This is a genomic window from Mycobacterium sp. NAZ190054 (assembly GCF_001545925.1).
GTDB lineage: Bacteria > Actinomycetota > Actinomycetes > Mycobacteriales > Mycobacteriaceae > Mycobacterium.
This window is the reverse complement of record NZ_LMVQ01000007.1, coordinates 1-17,922: the sequence shown is the minus strand read 5'-3', so window position 1 is coordinate 17,922 and position 17,922 is coordinate 1. Positions and strand designations below refer to the sequence as shown.

Here is a 17,922-nt window from a genome sequence, read left to right as displayed (position 1 = left end):
GTTTCCGCGTGGCACTTGCGGCTGCTGGTCCCCGCCCACAAGCCGGTGTCGCTGCATGGGCCCCCCCCACCCGGGCCGGCACCCGCCGGTCCGACGGCGCGCTGGAACACCGGGCGCACCACGCCCTCCACGCCGTTGGCGGCCAGCAGTTGTTCGGCCGGCAGGATCCTCGGCAGGATGGCGCTGTAGGCGGGGAAGAAGAACGCGGCCGCGATCCCCAGCGCCGCGGCCGCCACCGCCATGTGCCAGATCCTCAATGCGCCAACGAGTCCGAGAACAGCAACGGTGGACACCACGACGGTGTTGACCAGTCCGACGACGATGATGATGCCGCGCTGGCTCAGCCGGTCGGCGGCCAGACCGCCCACCAGCACGAACGCCACCAGGCCGACACCCAGCTGGTCGCGACCTGTCTAGCGAGGCCGGGTCGTTGTCGAGCGCGATAACCTGCAGCGCCATCACCACGGCCCACATGCCCTCGGCGAAGATGGACAGCGACACCGCGGCGATCAGCAGGCGGTACTCGCGAGAACGGAAGGGCGCGAGCACACGCCAGCCGGTGCGGGCCACCGGCTGCTGAATCTCAAACTGCGTGCTCACCCACCGATGGTCGCCGACGCGCCCACGCCGCGTCGAGCGATTTTGGCGTAGTCGGTCACGCTGGAGTTGACCAACTACGCCCAAATCACGTCAGGAGTCGGTGAACTTCGCGGCGCGGCGCTGTTGGAAGGCCTTGGTGCCCTCGCCGAAATCGGCGGACTCCAGCAGGACCAGCTGTCCGGTCTTCTCCCGCTCGAGCGCGCCGTCGAGTTCGAACAGCGTCGCGGCGTTGATCGCGTCCTTGGTCTTGCGCAGCGCGACCGCGGGACCGGACACCAGCGTCGCGATCAGCTTGTCGACCTCGGCGCCGAACTCGTCGGGCGGGAACACCGCACTGACCAGACCCCACCCGTAGGCCTCGTCGGCCGAGATCCGTTCGGCCAGCAGCGCCATCCGCATCGCGCGGATGCGTCCCACGGCGGCGGCGATCAGTGCCGACGCGCCGCCGTCGGGCATCAACCCGATCTTGGTGAAGGCCAGCATGAAGAACGCCTTCTCCGAGGCGAGGACGACATCGCAGGCCAGCGCCAGCGAGACGCCGACGCCGGCCGCCGCGCCGTGCACGACGGCGACCGCCGGCTGGGGCAGGGCGACGATCGCCCGGATGCAGCGGTTCGCGGCGTCGAGGACGTCGGCGGGGGTGCCCGCCGCGCCGGGGTTGGCGTGGTCTTCCTCGCTGATCCCCGCGCCGGAGCAGAAGCCACGGCCGGCACCGCCGATCCGGACGACCCGCACCCGCGGGTCGTCCGCGGCGCGCTCCAGGGTGGCGGCGAACGTCTGCAGCATCGGCGCGGTGAGCGAGTTGAGGCTGTCCGGACGGTTGAGCGTGACGGCGAGGATGCCGTCGTCGAGGCTGACGGTGAGGTCGTCGATGCCTTGGTAAACGTCGGTGCGCGGGTCGGTGGTGGTCATGAATGTCCCCTTCATCGGGGCCTTCCGGACTGCTGAAGCCCCGTGGCCGGTCGACTTGGTTATACAAGTAAGCTATGTCGCGGTCAACCGAGCGATACTCATGAAGGGCGGTCAGGTATGGCTGGACCACTGCAGGGACTTCGAGTTGTGGAGCTGGCCGGTATCGGCCCGGGACCCCATGCGGCAATGATTCTCGGCGATCTCGGTGCTGACGTGGTGCGCATCGAACGCCCAGGTAAGGGCCCCGGCCCGGCGACCAAGCCCGGCGGCGACCACCTGCTGCGCAACCGCCGGTCGGTGGCGGCGAACCTCAAGAGCGAAGAGGACCGTGACATGGTGCTGCGGCTCATCGCGAAGGCCGACGTGCTGATCGAAGGGTTCCGGCCCGGGGTCACCGAACGGCTCGGGCTCGGACCGGAGGACTGCGCCAAGGTCAACGAGAAGCTGATCTACGCGCGGATGACCGGCTGGGGACAGGACGGACCCCGCGCCCAGCAGGCCGGCCACGACATCAACTACATCTCGCTCAACGGCGCGCTGCACGCGATCGGCCGCGCGGGAGAACGGCCGGTGCCGCCGCTGAACCTGGTCGGCGACTTCGGCGGCGGCTCGATGTTCCTGCTCGTCGGCGTGCTCTCGGCGCTGTACGAACGGGAACGCTCGGGCAAGGGCCAGGTGGTCGACGCGGCGATGGTCGACGGTTCCAGCGTGCTGTCGATGATGATGTGGGCGTTCCGCGGCATGGGCATGTGGAGCGACGAGCGCGGCGTGAACATGCTCGACACCGGGGCGCCGTACTACGACACCTACGAATGCTCCGACGGACGCCACATCGCGGTCGGCTGCATCGAACCGCAGTTCTATGCCGAGTTCCTCAAGGGCATCGGCCTTGACGGCGCCGATCTGCCCGACCAGAACGACATGAGCCGCTGGCCGGAGCTCAAGGAGGCCTTCACCAAGGCCATCGCCGCCCACGACCGTGACCACTGGGCCGAGGTGTTCGCCGGCACCGACGCGTGTGTCACGCCTGTGCTGTCGTTCGCCGAGGTGGAGTCCGAGCCGCACAACACCGAACGCGGCACCTTCTACACCGAGAACGGCTACCAGTACCCGGCGCCCGCGCCACGCTTCTCGCGCAGCGTGCCGTCCATGCCGAAGCCGCCGGGTGTACCCGGCGCGGACACCGAAGCCGTTCTGCGGGAATGGGTTTGATTCAGCTTCTGGAAAACAGGTAAAGACAGGAAAGGAACGATCTGTGGAGATCAAAGACGCCGCCGCCGTTGTCACCGGGGGTGCTTCGGGGCTCGGTCTGGCGACGACCAAGCGGCTGCTCGACCGGGGCGCCTCGGTCGTGGTGATCGACCTCAAGGGTGAGGACGTCGTGGCCGAGCTGGGGCCGCGGGCCAAGTTCGTCGAGGCCAATGTCACCGATCCCGAGCAGGTGAGCGCCGCGCTGGATGCCGCCGAGGAGTTCGGCCCGCTGCGCATCAACGTCAACTGCGCGGGCATCGGCAACGCGGTCAAGACCTTGGGCAAGGACGGCCCGTTCCCGCTGGACGGGTTCAAGAAGGTCGTCGAGGTCAACCTGATCGGCACCTTCAACGTGCTGCGGCTGTCGGCCGAGCGGATCGCCAAGACCGAACCGGTCAACGGGGAGCGGGGCGTCATCATCAACACCGCGTCGGTCGCGGCGTTCGAGGGCCAGATCGGTCAGGCCGCGTACTCCGCGTCCAAGGGCGGCGTGGTCGGGATGACCCTGCCGATCGCGCGTGACCTCTCCCGCGAGTTCATCCGCGTGGTCACGATCGCACCGGGCCTGTTCAAGACCCCGCTGCTGGGCTCGCTGCCGCAGGAGGCGCAGGACTCGCTGGGCAAGCAGGTGCCGCACCCCGCCCGCCTCGGTGATCCCGACGAGTACGGCGCGCTGGCGGTGCACATCGTGGAGAACCCGATGCTCAACGGTGAGGTGATCCGCCTGGACGGCGCGATCCGGATGGCCCCGCGGTAGGCCTCCGCATGATCAAGACGAAGTTCACGGAGGCGTTCGGGGTCGAGCATCCGATCGCCCAGGGCGGTATGCAGTGGGTGGGTCGCGCGGAACTGGTTGCGGCCGTGGCCAATGCGGGTGCGCTGGGTTTCATCACGGCGCTGACCCAGCCGACGCCGGCGGATCTGGCCAACGAGATCGCCAAGACCAGGGATCTGACCGACAAGCCGTTCGGGGTGAACCTGACGATCCTGCCGGCGATCAATCCGCCGCCGTATGACGAGTACCGGCAGGTGATCGTCGACGCCGGCATCAAGATCGTCGAGACCGCGGGCTCCAACCCGGCGCCGCATCTGCCGATGTTCCATGACAACGGCATCAAGGTGCTGCACAAGTGCACCTCGGTGCGGCACGCGGTCAAGGCGCAGTCCCTCGGCGTGGACGGCATCAGCGTCGACGGCTTCGAGTGCGCGGGTCATCCCGGTGAGGACGACGTGCCGGGTCTGGTGCTGATCCCGGCCGCGGCCGACAAGATCGAGATCCCGATGATCGCCTCGGGCGGATTCGCCGACGGCCGTGGTCTGGCCGCGGCGCTGGCGCTGGGTGCCGACGGGATCAACATGGGATCGCGGTTCATGTGCACCGTGGAGTCGTGCATCCACCAGAACGTCAAGGAGGCCATCGTCGCCGGTGACGAGCGGGGCACGGAGCTGATCTTCCGCACCCTGCACAACACCGCACGGGTGGCGTCCAACGTGGTCTCGCGTGAGGTGGTGCAGATCCTCAAAGACGGCGGTCAGTTCGAGGACGTCAAGGATCTGGTGGCCGGTGTGCGCGGGCGGCGCGTCTTCGACGAGGGCGACATCGATGCCGGCATCTGGACCGTCGGAACGGCGATGGGCCTGATCAACGACATTCCCACCGTGGGCGACCTGGTGGCCCGGATCGTCGGTGAGGCCGAGGAGCTGATCTCCGGGCGCCTCGCGGAAATGGTCGTGCCCGCCACGCAGCCGGTGTGACCGTCGGGCCAACCGGCAAACGGAGGAACGCGCGCCCGTGGAGGGCGCGCGTTCTTTCACACTGCGGTAGGTAGGGCCTGCTCGTCGTCGAGCTGCTCCGAGGTCAACCCTTCGACCAGGACATCGCCGTGGTAGAGAGCCTCGAAATCAACCTTGATGACATCAGCACTGGTGTCGTCGATCCACATGTACTGAACAGTAACCACGGGCTTTAAGGATTCATTGAGCCTCGTATCGGAAAACTGTGGCAATTCTTACCGCCGGGTAGGTTCACGAGCTACCCGCTGGTAGCGGTCACTGACCTGCGGGCGCCGGCGGGGCGGTGAAGTGGATCGGATTGACACCGTAGAGCGCGACCCAGGTCAACAACGCCACCACGAACGCGAGCGCCACCAGGGCTACCTTCACCCGCGTCGACCAGGCGATCCGGCCGAGGACGCGGCCGTCGACGGAGTGCCGTCCCGCGCCGGTGAAGATCAACGCGGCCGCCCCGAGGCCGAGCAGGAACGGCACGTTGAACGGGTCGGACCAGAACGCGGCGCCCGACACGTTGACCGCCCAGGCGCACAACATCGCGCCGAGCGCCGCGGCGCCGGCCAGCGGCGTGAGCAGGCCCAGCAGCAGGGCGATGCCACTGACGGTTTCGGTGGCCGTGACCATGAAGGCCGCGAACGTCGGCAGTCGCCAGCCTCCGTCGGCCATGAACTGTGCGGTCATCGAGAAGTCGGGGATTTTGAGCAGTCCGGCCTGTAGCACCGCCGCACCGATTCCGACGCGCAGGACCAGCAGGCCGATGTCGAGGGCGCCGGCGCCGAAACGGCCGGTCTGGCTCTCGGTCATGGCGGTCGATGGTAGTGGGCGGGACGGGTTCTGTGTGGGGCTGGGGTTCATGACCTGTCTGACCGCCGGCGTCCGGAGAACTCATCGCGGCAGCCGTTGATTCTTCAGGTTATCGCTGATAACTTAGCCGCGATAACCAGGGGAGGATCCAGGTTGCTCCATCGCATCGCCCTGCTGGCCATCGCGGCGCCGCGCCGCATCCTCGTCGTCGCGCTGCTGATCATGGTGGCCTGCGGGGTCTTCGGCGTGCCGGTCGCCCGGCATCTGTCCGCCGGGGGATTCCAGGATCCGACGTCGGAGTCGGCGCGCGCCACCGGACTGCTGGTGGACAAGTTCGGCCAGGGTGACATGGAGCTGTTGATCAGCGTCACCGACGACACCTCCGAGCGCGGTGCCCAGAGCCCGTCGGCGCGCGCCGTCGGGGAAGACCTCGTCGGCCGGCTGGACGCGTCACCGCACGTGGGGTCGGTGACCTCGGCATGGACGGCCCCTCCGTCGGCGGCGCCGGCACTGGTCAGCACGTACGGAAAGACCGGTCTGATCGTCGCCGGGATCACCGGTGGGGAGAGCGAGGCGCAGAAACACGCCAAGGCGCTGGCCGACGAGCTCGTGCACGACCGCGACGGGGTGACCGTCGCGGCCGGCGGTGTCGCGATGACCTACGTCCAGATCAACGCGCAGAGTGAAAAAGACCTGCTGATGATGGAGTCGATCGCGATTCCGCTGAGCTTCGCCGTGCTGGTGTGGGTGTTCGGCGGCCTGCTCGCGGCGGCCCTTCCGCTGGCGGTCGGCGCGTTCGCGATCCTCGGGTCGATGGCCGTGCTGCGCGCCGTCACGCTGGTCACCGACGTGTCGATCTTCGCGCTGAACCTGACCATCGCGATGGGGCTGGCGCTGGCGATCGACTACACGCTGCTGATCATCAGCCGCTACCGCGACGAGCTCGCCGAAGGCCACGATCGGGACAGCGCGCTGGTGCGCACCATGCGGACCGCCGGGCGCACCGTGCTCTTCTCGGCGATGACCGTCGCGTTGTCGATGGTCGCGATGGTGCTGTTCCCGATGTACTTCCTGCAGTCGTTCGCGTACGCGGGCATCGCCGTCGTCGGCTTCGCCGCGGTGGCGGCGATCGTGATCGCCCCCGCGGCGATCGTGCTGGCCGGGGACAAGCTCGACTCGATGGACGTGCGTCGCCTGGTGCGCCGCGTCTTCAACCGGCCGGAACCGGTGGCCAAGCCGATCGAGCAGATGTTCTGGTACCGGTCGACGAAAACGGTGATGCGGCGCTCGATTCCGGTCGGCGTCGCGGTCGTCGCGCTGCTGCTGCTGCTCGGTGCCCCGTTCCTGGGCGCCAACTGGGGGTTTCCCGACGACCGGGTGCTGCCGCAGTCCGCGTCCGCGCGTCAGGTCGGCGACGACCTGCGCACCGACTTCGCCGTCGACTCGTCCACCAACGTCGCCGTGGTGCTGCCGGACGCCGAAGGTCTCGCGCCCGACGCGCTGGACGGCTACGCCGCCGAACTGTCCCGTGTCCAGGACGTGTCCTCGGTGTCCTCGCCGGGCGGCACGTTCGTCGACGGAAACCGGGTCGGCCCGGCGTCGGCGGCCACCGGAATGGCCGACGGCAGCGCGTTTCTCACCATCGGCAGCACCGCGCCGCTGTTCACCGACGCCTCGGAGAACCAGCTCGACCGCCTGCACGACGTCGCCCCGCCCGGGGGCCGGGAGGCGTTGCTGACCGGTCTGGCCCAGATCAACAGGGACAGTGCCGACGCCATCACCTCGCGGCTGCCGACCGTGCTCGGGGTGATCGCGGCGATCACCTTCGTGCTGCTGTTCCTGCTCACCGGCAGCGTGGTGCTGCCGCTGAAGGCGTTGGTGCTCAACGTGTTGTCGTTGACCGCCGCGTTCGGCGCGCTGGTGTGGATCTTCCAGGACGGTCATCTGGGCGCGCTCGGCACGACACCGACCGGGACGCTGGTCGCGACCATGCCGGTGTTGTTGTTCTGCATCGCCTTCGGTCTGTCGATGGACTACGAGGTGTTCCTGGTCTCCCGGATCCGCGAGTACTGGCTGGCCTCGGGCAGGACCACCCGAGATAGTGACGAAGCCGTGGCCCTCGGCCTCGCGCGCACCGGCCGGGTGGTCACCGCCGCGGCACTGGTGATGTCGATCTCGTTCGCCGCGCTGATCGCGGCACAGGTGTCGTTCATGCGGATGTTCGGGCTCGGCCTGACGTTGGCGATCCTCGCCGACGCGACCCTGGTGCGCATGCTGTTGGTGCCCGCGTTCATGCACGTGCTGGGCCGCTGGAACTGGTGGGCGCCGGCGCCGCTGACGAAACTGCACCAACGCATCGGGTTCAGTGAGACCCTGGACGACGTCGATGTCCCCGCCACCCGCAAGCCCGGGGCGGCGGTCGCAACCGGGAAAGAGAATGGCTGACGCAAAAGCGCCGCGGCGCCGGCACCGCGCACCCCGCGGCGCCGGTGATCAACTGCGCGCCGAGATCCTCGACGCGGCAACCGAACTGTTGCTGGAAACCGGGGACGAGAAGGCGGTCTCGATCCGGTCGGTGGCCGAACGTGTCGGAGTGACACCGCCGTCGATCTATCTGCACTTCGCCGACAAGTCCGCGCTGCTGAACGCGGTGTGCAGCCATTACTTCGAGAAACTCGACGAAGAGATGCAGGCCGTCGCCGGAGCGTACGTCTCGGCGTTCGAGGTGTTGCGCTCCCAAGGCATGGCCTATCTGCGGTTCGCGATGAAAACCCCTGTGCTGTACCGGATCGCGATGCTGGGGCACGGAAGTCCCGGCAGCGACGTCGACGTGGCGCTGAACAGTTCGGCCTTCGGGAACCTCCGCGCGACGGTGCAGGCACTGATCGCGGAGGGAATCTACCCGCCCGGTGACCCGACCATGCTGGCCCTGCAACTGTGGACCGCCGTCCACGGCATCGCGGCGATGCTCATCTCCCGCCCGTATCTGCCCTGGGGGGACGTCGAGCAGTTCGCCGACAGCCTGATGCGGTCGGTGTGCTGCGGCCACGTCGTGTCCGCCGCGATCCGGCCCGACGACGCGCCCCAGGACGTCATGACCTGGTTGAAGGAGGTGGTCGATGAGCGAAACCGTGGATAACCCGTTCTTCGCGCGTCTGTGGACGGCGATGTCGTCGCGCGAACCCGAATCGCTGCGCAAGTTGCGCCGCGAGAACCTGGCCGGGCTCACCGGACGTGTGCTGGAGATCGGGGCCGGCACCGGGACCAACTTCGGCCTCTACCCCGGCACGGTCACCGAAGTGGTGGCCGTCGAACCGGAACGCAGGCTGGCCACGGTGGCGCAGCAGGCCGCCGCGCGCGCCGCGGTGCCGATCGTGGTCAGCACCGACACCGTCGAGCGGTTCGCCGACGCCGAACCGTTCGACGCCGTGGTGTGCTCACTCGTGCTGTGCTCGGTAGAGGATCCGGAAGCTGTTGTGGCACAGCTCTTCTCCATGCTCAGGCCGGGCGGGGAGATGCGCTACCTGGAACACGTCGCCGGGGTGGGGGCACGGGCCCGGCTGCAACGGTTCGCCGACGCCACCGTGTGGCCGCGGCTGCTGGGAAACTGTCACACCCACCGCCACACCGAGCAGACCATCACCGGTGCCGGCTTCCGCGTCACGGGCGCCCGTCGCGAGTGGGCGCTTCCGCGGTGGCTGCCGATACCGGCGGCCGAGTTCGCGATCGGGGTCGCGGTCCGGCCTTAACCGAGCAGCGCGGGCAGGCGCTGCAGCAACCCGGGCAGCGCGGTGGCCGCCGTCTCCCGCAGACTCACCGTCGCGCTCGCCGACAGCGGGGTGGGCTCCGGGTTGACCTCGATCACCGGCGTACCCCTGGCCACCGCCAACTCCGGCAGCCCGGCGGCCGGGTAGACCACCGACGAGGTCCCGACCACGACGACGAGGTCGGAGTTGACGACGGCGTCGACCGACCGCTCCCACGCCTCGTCGGGCAGCGCCTCACCGAACCACACGACGTTGGGCCGGATCAGTCCGCCGCACGCCGGGCACGGGGGCGGGTCCACCGATTCCGTAGGCTCGCGCATCGCGGGCACCTCGTCGCGGTAGGCGGATCGGCACTGGTCGCAGTGGAACTCGAACAGGCTGCCGTGCACGTGGTAGACGCGGGTGCTCCCGGCGCGCTCGTGCAGATTGTCGACGTTCTGGGTGACCACGTGCACGTCGGCGTAGTCCTCCCACGCCGCGACCGCCCGGTGGGCGTTGTTCGGCGCGACGGCGCTCATCATGTGGTGGCGCCACAGATACCAGGCCCACACCCGGTCCGGATGTGCCCGCCAGCCGTCGGCGCTGGAGATCTCGTACGGGTCCACCTGCGCCCACAAGCCGGTCTCGACGTCGCGGAACGTCGGGACGCCGCTCTCGGCGGAAATCCCCGCACCGCTGAATACCGTCACCTGCACACCCCCAAATTACGCGGGCTTTGGGCGATACTGGGCACGTGGCCGAGTTGGGGGATTGGGTACGCGTCGATCCGCACGCTGCCAGGCCGCTGTTCGACCAGCTCAGAACGCAGATCATCGCAGGAATCAGGGAGGGCAGGCTCACTCCTGGCACCCGGCTTCCGACGGTCCGCGAGTTGGCGGGTCAGATCAACCTGGCAGTGAACACCGTGGCGCGGGCGTACCGGGAGTTGGAGGCGGCGGGGATCCTGGAGACGAAGGGGCGCTTCGGCACCTACGTCGCCCGATCGGATCCGGCAGACGCCGCGATGGCGACCGCGGCGCACACCTTCGTGTCCGCCGCGCGTGCGCTCGGGGTGGACAAGCGGGAGGCGCTGCGTTACGTGGAGACCGCCTTCGGCTGAGCCGAGCTCCAGCGGCCGATCAGCCGAACTCGAGCAGCGTGAACGTCGGTCTGAGCGGATCGAGCAGCGGCACCCGCTGCGCCGTCCACAGCACGGCGTTGATCAACCGGCCGCGGGCATGTTCGGCCGGCACGTCGTGGACGGCGCGCACACCGGGCACGGTGTTGACAAGGTCGGCGGCTTCGGCGACCGACATCGTGAACGGCATCGGCGGCACCTTGTAGCGCCGGGAGGTGCGGAAGCCGCGGCGCACCAGCGGCGCGGCGGCAGAGGGCGGCAGGTCGAACATCATCTGCCCGCCCGGGAACCGGGCCGCGCATTCGGTGATCAGCGCCATCGACTCCTCGGGTTGCAGGTACATCAGCAGCCCCTCGGCGGTGACGAACACGCCGTCGTCGGTGTCGACCTCGTCCATCCAACTGAAGTCCAGCGCGGACTGCGCGATCATGCGCACCCGGTCGGAGGCGGGAAGCAGTTTGCGGCGCAGCTCGATGATCGGGGGCAGGTCGACGGTCAGCCAGCGAAAGTCATGACCGATATCGGATCCCTGGGCATCGAGCCGGTAGAAACTGGTCTGCAGCCCTTCGGCGAGTGCCACCACGGTCGCCTTCGGCCGGTCGAGCAGATAGCGGCGGGTCCGCTTGTCGAAAGCCTTGGAGCGCAGCGCCATATCCTGACGACGCACATGGCCGAACTTGGCGAAGTCGAAGTCGATGGAGTCGACCAGATGGATGGCCATCGGGTCGTCGATCAGGGAGTCGGGCCGTCGCGCCTCGGTCGCCCGGACCAGCAGCGTCAGCAGCGCGGTCTCGGAGACACCGGTGACATCGGCGGTGTGCTTTCCCGTGTGTGCCATGAATTCTCCTGTCCCGCCCGCGCTAGCCGCGCAGGACCTTGTCGATCGTGCGCAGGTTGCGCGTGGTGGTGGAGGATTTGTACCGCTTCTTACCCATCGTCCTGCCCATCGCGCTGGTGAGGGTGGCGGCGCGGGGCGCCTGCCAGTACACGACGCCGTCACCGCCTTGGATCAGCTCCCCGGGACCGGGCCGCTGCGCCAGCCCGGACAGTTCCTGCAGCACCTCGTCGTCGCTGACGAACGTCACGTAGGAGTGGTGGTCCGGCACCTCGCGCTCGAACGGGAACGCGGCCGAGATCGCGGCGACGGTGTCCAGGTCGTAGACGAGCACCCAGGCGTCGTAACCGAATTCGTCACGCAACGCCTGTTCGGCCCGCTGCCGCACCGCGGCGGCGCCGGCGCGGCTGCTCAGCAGCACGTTGCCGCTGGCCAGGATCGTCTTCACGTCGGTGAACCCGGCGCCGTGCAGCGTCTGCGCCACCGCCGCCATCTTCAGGTTCACCCCGCCGACGTTCACCCCGCGCAGGAACGCCGCATACCGCGTCACGATCGCCACTCCGGCGAAAAACGGTCCACGTGCTCGATGATTCCAGACCCGCGGAAGTCGTAGGCTCGTCACATGACACGCGATGTCTTCGACGACAAGCTGCTGGCGTTGATCGGCGGTAACTCGCTGGGTGTGCTGGCCACCCTCAAACGCGACGGCCGGCCCCAGCTGTCCAACGTGTCCTACCACTTCGACGCGCGCTCGCTGACGATCTCGGTGTCGATCACCGAGCCACGCGCCAAGACGCGAAACCTGCGCCGCGATCCGCGCGCGGCGATCCACGTCAGCTCCGACGACGGGTGGGCGTACGCGGTCGCCGAGGGCGATGCCGTGCTCAGCCCGCCGGCCGCCGACCCCGCCGACGACACCGTCGAGGGTCTGGTCGAGCTCTACCGCAACATCTCCGGCGAGCATCCGGACTGGGACGACTACCGGCGGGCCATGGTCGACGACCGGCGGGTGTTGATGCGGCTGCCGATCTCGCACGTGTACGGGATGCCCCCGGGCAAGCGCTGAACGACTAGGCTGCCGTCATGGCATCCGATGAGCCCGCCGAGACCGGCGAGGACGACCAGAAGCGCAAGTTCCGGGAAGCGCTGGAACGCAAGAACGCCAAAGCCGTCGGCGGGTCCGCACACAAGGACGCCGGTGCGAAACAGTCGCGCGGTGCGCACGGTCCGGTCGAGAACCGCCGCGAGTTCCGCCGCAAGAGCGGCTGACTCGGATCCGCCGAACCGGGTAGGTCATACCTGTCCGTCGGCCAGCGCCCGGGCGGCGACCAACGCGGCCAGCATCGCCGCCACGAAGTACAGGCCCAGATCCTTCAGCCCCCAACCCACCGAGGCCAGCGTCGCGGCGCCTGCCACGCACAGCAGGGCGCCCACCGCGGCGCTGCGGGGCCCGGGCCGAGCCACGAATCCGCCGTCCCACAACGGAAGTGGATCGTTCTCCAGTGGCCGCAGCACCACGAACGCAGCCCCGACGGCGAGCGTCATCACGCACATCTGCAGTACCGACAGGGCGACGAAATCGGGTGCGGCCGGATCGAACCGCGCAAGACCGAGATGGTCGAAAACCAGGTGCATGCCCAGCAGTAACGGGATGTGCCACAGGTACAGCGTCATCGCCCCGCTGTTGCCGATCACCGTCCACTGCCACACCCGGGGGCGGCGCGCCCACCGGGAGATCGCCGGTGCCGCCGCAATCGCCGACGCGCACATCATCATCGCGTGGCCGGCCAGAAGCAGCGAGGGCGGCGACATGTTCTTCAGCTGTTGGGTCTCGATGCCGACGAGGCTGAGCTCGTACGGCCCGAGGGCCACCAGCGCGGTGTTGACGGAGAACATCGCCGCCGCTGTGAGCGCGGCCGGCCCGGCGGTCAGCAGGCCGCGGCGGTAGGCGACGCCGAACATGCCGGGAATCAGCCACATCGTCAAGTTGAGGTAGCCCAGCAGCGGCCACACGTCGGTGTTGATCCTGATGGCGTCGACGATCGCGGTGACGCCGTACACGGCGCTGACCGCCGCGATGAACCGGCCGGTCGTGGTGATGCGCGCCAGCGCCGGCACCGCGGCCAGCACCAGCACGTAGGCCCCGAGGAACCACAACAGTTGAGTGGAGATCCCGGCGACGGGTTCGTAGACGTGGACCGGCAGGACCAGTCGCAGCACCACCAGCGTCACCGCCCAGAACGCCAGGTAGTAGAACACCGGCCGGTAGAGCCGGGTGCACCGGCGCATCAGCCAGTCACCCCAGCTGCTGCCGGGTCGCCACGACTGCACCGATGCGGCGACGCCGGCGAAGAAGAACAGCGGCATGATCTGGAACACCCACGTCAGCGCCTGGAACACCGGCGAGGCGGTGAGCAGGTTGCTCCAGACGAAGACGTCGTCGCGGATGATGCTGGTGGCCATCACCGTGTGGCCGACGACGACCGCGACGAGGGCGGTGATCCGGATGACGTCGACGGCCCGGTCCCGGTCGGCCGGGGTGGCGGCCTCGACCTCGGCGGGTCGCGGGAACAGCGTGGCGGCGCTCATGCCATGAAATCTAGGACCACCCGGGCGATTCCGACTGAGTAGAACCACTCACCGCCGACGCCGGGTCAGTGGGCGACGGCCTTCTCGGCGCCGATGCCGGTCAGCGAGCGGACCTCCATCTCGGCGGCGACCTTCGGGTCCTCGTCGTCAGGCGAGGTCAGGGTCCCGACGATGCCGAGGATGAACGCCAGCGGGATCGACACGATGCCCGGGTTGGCCAGCGGGAACCAGGCGAAATCGACGCCGGGGATCATCGCGGTCGCCGATCCGGAGACGGCGGGCGAGAAGACGATCAGCACGATCGTCGAGATCAGACCGCCGTACATGCTCCACAACGCGCCCCGGGTGTTGAACCGTCTCCAGTAAAGCGAGTAGATGATCGTCGGCAGGTTCGCCGCCGCGGCGACCGCGAACGCGAGCGCGACCAGGAACGCGATGTTCTGACCGTTGGCCAGGATGCCGAGCCCGATCGCCAGCACGCCGAGCACGATGGCGGTGATCCGGGAGACCTTCACCTGCTCGGACTCGGTCACCTTGTGGGACTTCATCACGCTGGCGTAGATGTCGTGCGCGAACGACGCGGACGCGGTGATGGTCAGTCCGGCCACCACGGCGAGGATCGTCGCGAACGCCACCGCGGAGATGATGCCGAGCAGGATCACCCCGCCGAGTTCGAAGGCCAGCAGCGGTGCCGCCGAGTTGACCCCGCCCGCGGCGCCGAGGATGCGGTCCGGCCCGACCAGCGCCGCGGCGCCGTAGCCCAGCACCAGCGTGAACAGGTAGAACGCGCCGATCAGCGCGATCGCCCAGACCACCGATCGGCGTGCCTCCTTGGCGGTGGGCACCGTGTAGAAGCGCATCAGCACGTGCGGCAGGCCTGCGGTGCCGAGCACCAGCGCCAGCGCCAGCGAGATGAAGTTGATCTGCGAGGTCAGCGAACCGCCGTACTGCGCGCCAGGCGCCAGCACGTCACGGTCGGCGACACCGGTGGTGGTCGAGCCGCTGATGGCCGACTGGGCCGAACCGAGGATTTCGGAGAAGTTCAGCCCGAACTTCGCGAGCACCATCACCGTCATGAAGCCCGCACCGGCGATCAGCAGGACGGCCTTGATGATCTGCACCCAGGTGGTGCCCTTCATCCCGCCGACCAGCACGTAGACGATCATCAGCACACCGACCACGGCGATCACGACGGACTGCCCGGTCTTGCTGTTGATGTCGAGCAGCAACGCCACCAGGCCGCCGGCGCCTGCCATCTGGGCCAGCAGGTAGAACAGTGACACCGCCAGGGTGTTGGTGGCCGCCGCCAGGCGCACCGGCCGTTGCCTGAGCCGGAAGCTCAGCACGTCGGCCATCGTGAACTTGCCTGTGTTGCGCAGCAATTCGGCCACCAGCAGCAGTGCGACCAGCCATGCCACCAGGAAGCCGATCGAGTACAGGAAGCCGTCGTAGCCGTAGACCGCGATGGCGCCGGCGATGCCCAGGAAGCTGGCCGCCGACAGGTAGTCACCGGCGATCGCGATGCCGTTCTGCGGTCCGGAGAAGCCGCGCCCGCCGGTGAAGAACTCGGCGGCGGTGGCGTTGCGCTTGCTCGCCCGGATCACCACGATCATCGTCACGACGACGAACAGGCTGAAGATGCCGATGTTGGCCAGCGGGTTGCCCACCGTCTCGGACTGGGCCATCAGCGTGGTCATTTGATCTCGCTCTCGAGTTGGGTACGGATGGCCTCGGCCCGCGGGTCGAGTTCCCGGTTGGCGAACCGCACGTACAGGCCGGTGATCAGAAAGGTCGACAGGAACTGCCCCAGCCCGATGATCAGACCGACGTTGATCTCACCCCAGACCTTGGTGGCCATGAAGTCGTGGGCGAAGGCGCCCAGCAGGACGTAGGTGGTGTACCAGATCAGGAAGACCGCCGTCATCGGGAACACGAACCGGCGCAGCCTGCTTCGCAGCAGCTGGAACTCGGGGCTGGCCTGGACTTCTAGATAGCGTTCGCCGCTGATGGCTTCCGGGCGAATCGGAAGGTCTGTCTCGGACACCTTGATCTCACTCCTGACTGCTGTGAACCGGCTCTCGGGTGAAAGTAGTTGAGATGTGGGTCACATACCCAGTGTCGGACGGGGTGACACGGCAAGCCCGGGGGAGGCTGCGGTGAGCGGTCGGTCAGCGGCGACGAACGGCGCGCGCTCAACCCCTCGGCACGCGCTCGATGCCCATGCCGAGGTGTTCCGGAACGTGCATCCGCGCGAAGGTCTGCGCGACATCGGCAGGTGCCGTCGCGCGGGTGAGACGACTGACCACCAGCATGGTCGCGAACGCCACCGGCACGCTGACGGCGGCCGGGTAGCCGATCAGCACCGCGGGCCAGCCGCCCAGCCAGTTCTCGTCGACGCCTCCGGCCACCGCCACCGTGACCGCGCCGCCGGACAGCAGACCGCCCACCGCCAGCCCCGACATCGCCCCGGCCGCGGTCAGCCCGCGCCACCAGATGCCGAGCACCAGCAGCGGGCACAAGGTCGACGCCGCGACGGCGAACGCCAGCCCGACGCTGCGGGACAGCTCCAGTTCCCCGGAAGCGGCCAGCGCCAACGGGATCGGGATCAGACCGCCGACGACCGCGGCCACCCGGAAGTCGCGCACCCGGCCCGGCAACACGTCGGTGGCCAGCGCGCCGGCGAAGCTGACGAGCAGACCCGACGACGTGGCCAGGAACGCGGCGATCGCACCGGCGGCGACGAGCGCGGCCAGAAGCTGTCCGGCGGCTCCGGCGATCGCCGATCCGGGTGCCAGCAGCACCGCCGCGTCGGCTGTGCCGGTGATCAGCAGCTGCGGGACGTACAGCCGCGAGAACACCCCGAGCAGGGTGGGGAACAGGTAGAACAGCGACAGCAGCGCGATCACCGCCAGCGCGGTGCGGCGCGCGGCGCGGCCGTCGGGATTGGTGTAGAAGCGGACCAGCACGTGCGGCAGGCCCATGGTGCCCAGGAACGTCGCGACCATGATCGAGAGCACCTGGTAGAGCGGGTGGTGGCCGCCGAGACCCCCTCCCGAGGCGATCCAGTCCGCCCCCGTGCCGGGGGCGCCAGCGACCACCGGGGTGGCCGCGCCCGCCGACAGGGACAGCGTGCTGCCCTCACCGAGGGTGTGTGCTCCCGCGGAGCCGATCGTCGCGTCGTCGACCTGCCTGCCGTCGAGTGTGCCGGTGACGGTGATGCCGTCCGGTTCGGCGACCTGGACGACGACGTCGGTCTCGATCTGGACGGTGGTGTCCTGCTGCACGGTCGGCGGCAGCCTGCCGCCGAGTTCACCGCCACGGTCGGTCAGGAACAGGCCGGCCAGCGCCAGTGCGGGGATCGCGACCGCGGTCAGCTTGAGCCAGTACTGGAACGCCTGCACGAATGTGATCGAGCGCATCCCGCCGGCGACGACGTTGGTGATTATGATGGCGCCGACGGCCAGCGGGCCGAGCCAGACCGGAACGCCGAGAAGGGTTTTCAGCGCCAGTCCGGCGCCCTGATATTGCGGGACGAGGTAGAAGACGCAGATCACGACCACCACCAGCATGGCCGTCTTGCGCAGCCGCGCCGAACCGAGCCGGAACTCGGCGAAGTCGGGAACGGTGTAGGCCCCGGAACGGCGCAGCGGCGCCGCCACGAACAGCAGCAGTCCCAGATAGCCGGCGGTGAACCCGACCGGGTACCACAGCGCGTCGGCACCGTACTTGGCGATCAGCCCTGCCACGCCGAGAAACGATGCGGCCGAGAGGTATTCCCCCGAGATGGCGGCGGCGTTCCACCTCGGGCCCACGGTGCGGGACGCGACCAGGAAGTCGGAGGTGGTACGCGAGAAACGCACCCCGTAGGCGCCGATCGCGACCGTGGCGACGGCTGCGGCCAACAGCGCGGCCGCCGTCAGCGGGGAACCGGTCACGGTTCGGAGTCGACGACGCCGACGAAATCCCGCTCGGCCTGTTCGGCCAGACGCACGTAGAACCAGCCGATCCCGTACAGCAGCGGGTACACGAGCGCGGCGAGAACGAGCCAGTTCAACCGGACACCGAACACGGTGATGCTCCCGAGGCCGGGGAACAGCGCGTTGAGCAACGGGATGGCGCCGATCAGGGCCACCGCGCCGACGCGTCCGGTCATCGCCAGCAGCAGTGCCTCACCGGGCCCGCGCACCTCGGGACCGCGCCCGGCCGACCAGTCCAGATCCGTCGCGACAAGCCGCACGCCGCGGGTGCGGCGCGCC

At 68.8% G+C, this 17,922-nt stretch carries 20 protein-coding genes and 1 pseudogene; 9 read left to right on the top strand and 12 right to left on the bottom strand.

The annotated features are described in order from the left end of the window. Positions 1-582: pseudogene (locus tag ASJ79_RS01020) on the bottom strand (MFS transporter); the annotation flags it as partial. A gap of 108 nt (positions 583-690) precedes the next feature. Further along, the gene (locus tag ASJ79_RS01015) at positions 691-1,512 is read right to left on the bottom strand and encodes an enoyl-CoA hydratase (RefSeq protein WP_067952393.1); all 822 of its coding nucleotides are present in this window, start codon (positions 1,510-1,512) and stop codon (positions 691-693) included. A gap of 117 nt (positions 1,513-1,629) precedes the next feature. Here ASJ79_RS01015 and ASJ79_RS01010 point away from each other — a divergent pair, with 117 nt between their 5' ends. From ASJ79_RS01010 to ASJ79_RS01000, 3 genes are read left to right on the top strand one after another with little or no spacing between them, the layout of a single operon-like run. Next, on the top strand, positions 1,630-2,724 hold the full coding sequence (locus ASJ79_RS01010) for a CaiB/BaiF CoA-transferase family protein (protein WP_067952390.1): 1,095 nt from the start codon (positions 1,630-1,632) through the stop codon (positions 2,722-2,724). Positions 2,725-2,767: 43 nt separating this feature from the next. Then, the gene (locus ASJ79_RS01005) at positions 2,768-3,520 is read left to right on the top strand and encodes a 3-hydroxyacyl-CoA dehydrogenase (protein WP_067952389.1); all 753 of its coding nucleotides are present in this window, start codon (positions 2,768-2,770) and stop codon (positions 3,518-3,520) included. An 8-nt stretch (positions 3,521-3,528) separates the two neighbouring features. Beyond that, on the top strand, positions 3,529-4,518 hold the full coding sequence (locus tag ASJ79_RS01000; RefSeq protein ID WP_067952388.1) for a nitronate monooxygenase family protein: 990 nt from the start codon (positions 3,529-3,531) through the stop codon (positions 4,516-4,518). A 56-nt stretch (positions 4,519-4,574) separates the two neighbouring features. Here the strand turns inward: ASJ79_RS01000 and ASJ79_RS34695 are convergent, their stop codons facing one another. Further along, positions 4,575-4,706, bottom strand: a complete 132-nt coding sequence (locus ASJ79_RS34695) for a hypothetical protein (protein WP_156448235.1) — start codon at positions 4,704-4,706, stop codon at positions 4,575-4,577. 106 nt (positions 4,707-4,812) lie between these two features. Then, on the bottom strand, positions 4,813-5,358 hold the full coding sequence (locus ASJ79_RS00995) for a DoxX family protein (RefSeq protein WP_067952387.1): 546 nt from the start codon (positions 5,356-5,358) through the stop codon (positions 4,813-4,815). 153 nt (positions 5,359-5,511) lie between these two features. Here ASJ79_RS00995 and ASJ79_RS00990 point away from each other — a divergent pair, with 153 nt between their 5' ends. From ASJ79_RS00990 to ASJ79_RS00980, 3 genes are read left to right on the top strand one after another with little or no spacing between them, the layout of a single operon-like run. Then, positions 5,512-7,803 carry an MMPL family transporter gene (locus tag ASJ79_RS00990; protein ID WP_067952386.1) on the top strand — a complete coding sequence of 764 codons (2,292 nt, stop codon included), beginning with the start codon at positions 5,512-5,514 and terminating at the stop codon, positions 7,801-7,803. Then, complete coding sequence (locus ASJ79_RS00985) at positions 7,796-8,497, top strand: TetR/AcrR family transcriptional regulator (protein WP_067952385.1); 702 nt, start codon at positions 7,796-7,798, stop codon at positions 8,495-8,497. The genes ASJ79_RS00990 and ASJ79_RS00985 overlap by 8 nt, the downstream gene beginning before the upstream one ends. Beyond that, on the top strand, positions 8,478-9,107 hold the full coding sequence (locus ASJ79_RS00980) for a class I SAM-dependent methyltransferase (protein WP_067952384.1): 630 nt from the start codon (positions 8,478-8,480) through the stop codon (positions 9,105-9,107). Before ASJ79_RS00985 ends, ASJ79_RS00980 begins: the two co-directional genes overlap by 20 nt. On the opposite strand, the gene ASJ79_RS00975 is transcribed toward ASJ79_RS00980, so the two are convergent. After that, positions 9,104-9,820 (bottom strand): NAD-dependent deacylase, encoded by a 717-nt coding sequence (locus tag ASJ79_RS00975; RefSeq protein ID WP_197420035.1) that lies wholly within the window; start codon positions 9,818-9,820, stop codon positions 9,104-9,106. The genes ASJ79_RS00980 and ASJ79_RS00975 overlap by 4 nt on opposite strands. Before the next feature lie 38 nt (positions 9,821-9,858). Between ASJ79_RS00975 and ASJ79_RS00970 the strand changes: the two genes are divergently transcribed. Continuing rightward, on the top strand, positions 9,859-10,224 hold the full coding sequence (locus ASJ79_RS00970; protein WP_067952383.1) for a GntR family transcriptional regulator: 366 nt from the start codon (positions 9,859-9,861) through the stop codon (positions 10,222-10,224). Positions 10,225-10,243: 19 nt separating this feature from the next. On the opposite strand, the gene ASJ79_RS00965 is transcribed toward ASJ79_RS00970, so the two are convergent. Continuing rightward, positions 10,244-11,080, bottom strand: coding sequence for a class I SAM-dependent methyltransferase (locus ASJ79_RS00965; RefSeq protein WP_067952382.1), 837 nt, complete (start codon positions 11,078-11,080; stop codon positions 10,244-10,246). Positions 11,081-11,102: 22 nt separating this feature from the next. Further along, the gene (locus ASJ79_RS00960; RefSeq protein WP_067952391.1) at positions 11,103-11,627 is read right to left on the bottom strand and encodes a DUF1697 domain-containing protein; all 525 of its coding nucleotides are present in this window, start codon (positions 11,625-11,627) and stop codon (positions 11,103-11,105) included. Between the two features lie 72 nt (positions 11,628-11,699). Between ASJ79_RS00960 and ASJ79_RS00955 the strand changes: the two genes are divergently transcribed. Then, complete coding sequence (locus tag ASJ79_RS00955) at positions 11,700-12,143, top strand: PPOX class F420-dependent oxidoreductase (protein ID WP_067952381.1); 444 nt, start codon at positions 11,700-11,702, stop codon at positions 12,141-12,143. Positions 12,144-12,160: 17 nt separating this feature from the next. Next, positions 12,161-12,346 carry a DUF5302 domain-containing protein gene (locus ASJ79_RS00950; RefSeq protein WP_067952380.1) on the top strand — a complete coding sequence of 62 codons (186 nt, stop codon included), beginning with the start codon at positions 12,161-12,163 and terminating at the stop codon, positions 12,344-12,346. Between the two features lie 24 nt (positions 12,347-12,370). Here ASJ79_RS00950 and ASJ79_RS00945 read toward each other — a convergent pair whose 3' ends face one another. The 5 genes from ASJ79_RS00945 to ASJ79_RS00925 all read right to left on the bottom strand — a co-directional run bounded on the left by ASJ79_RS00945 (position 12,371) and on the right by ASJ79_RS00925 (position 17,852). Further along, positions 12,371-13,666 carry an acyltransferase gene (locus ASJ79_RS00945; RefSeq protein ID WP_067952379.1) on the bottom strand — a complete coding sequence of 432 codons (1,296 nt, stop codon included), beginning with the start codon at positions 13,664-13,666 and terminating at the stop codon, positions 12,371-12,373. A gap of 65 nt (positions 13,667-13,731) precedes the next feature. After that, positions 13,732-15,363 (bottom strand): cation acetate symporter, encoded by a 1,632-nt coding sequence (locus tag ASJ79_RS00940; RefSeq protein WP_067952378.1) that lies wholly within the window; start codon positions 15,361-15,363, stop codon positions 13,732-13,734. Continuing rightward, positions 15,360-15,710, bottom strand: a complete 351-nt coding sequence (locus ASJ79_RS00935) for a DUF485 domain-containing protein (protein ID WP_067952377.1) — start codon at positions 15,708-15,710, stop codon at positions 15,360-15,362. Before ASJ79_RS00935 ends, ASJ79_RS00940 begins: the two co-directional genes overlap by 4 nt. A gap of 148 nt (positions 15,711-15,858) precedes the next feature. Further along, entirely contained in the window at positions 15,859-17,601 is a 1,743-nt protein-coding gene (locus ASJ79_RS00930; RefSeq protein WP_067952376.1) for a cation acetate symporter, read from the bottom strand. Continuing rightward, the gene (locus ASJ79_RS00925; protein ID WP_369803602.1) at positions 17,598-17,852 is read right to left on the bottom strand and encodes a hypothetical protein; all 255 of its coding nucleotides are present in this window, start codon (positions 17,850-17,852) and stop codon (positions 17,598-17,600) included. Before ASJ79_RS00925 ends, ASJ79_RS00930 begins: the two co-directional genes overlap by 4 nt. Positions 17,853-17,922: the final 70 nt, after the last annotated feature.